The following is a 597-nucleotide window of genomic DNA, read 5'->3' on the forward strand; positions in this document are numbered from 1 at the left end:
CTGATCGACTGGGCGGGGGAGCGGACCATCCTCGCGGCGGGCATCGGCATCGTCGCACTCTCGAGCGGGCTCGCGGGCATCGCCCAGAACTACCCGCAACTGCTCCTGTTGCGCGGGGCAGGAGGCATCGGCTCGGCGATGTTCACCGTCTCGGCGATGACGCTCCTGCTCGGCTCGACTGCTCCGGGCATCCGCGGCCGCGCCATCGGCTTCTATCAGGGCGGGTTCCTGCTCGGCGGCATGGCCGGCCCCGCCCTCGGCGGCCTGCTCGCGACGATCTCGCTCACGGCGCCCTTCTTCTTCTACGCCGGCACGCTCGCGATCGCCGGTGTGCTCGGGCTGCTACTGCTGAGCCCCGGTTATCGCAACGCGACGGCGGATGCGTCCGGCGCGTCGGCGCCCAGGGTCCCGTTCCGCGCTGTGCTCGCCGACCCCCGGTTCCGGGCCGCGTGCCTGGCCAACTTCGCGCAGGGCTGGACCTCGTTCGGTGTGCGCAACGCGCTGATCCCTGTGCTCGTCGTCGAGGTGCTGCGCGGCCCCAGCTCCTGGACCGGTGTGGCCTTCGCTGTCGCGGCGGTCGCCCAGACCCTCGCACTC

Annotated in this window: 1 protein-coding gene; it reads left to right on the plus strand. The window is 72.2% G+C overall.

The window, feature by feature from the left end:
- Positions 1-597 (plus strand): MFS transporter (locus QN345_RS19710; RefSeq protein ID WP_323509199.1); only part of this gene is annotated, 597 nt, incomplete at both ends.

The organism is Cryobacterium sp. 10I1 (assembly GCF_035019805.1).
In the GTDB taxonomy this organism is placed as follows: domain Bacteria; phylum Actinomycetota; class Actinomycetes; order Actinomycetales; family Microbacteriaceae; genus Cryobacterium; species Cryobacterium glucosi.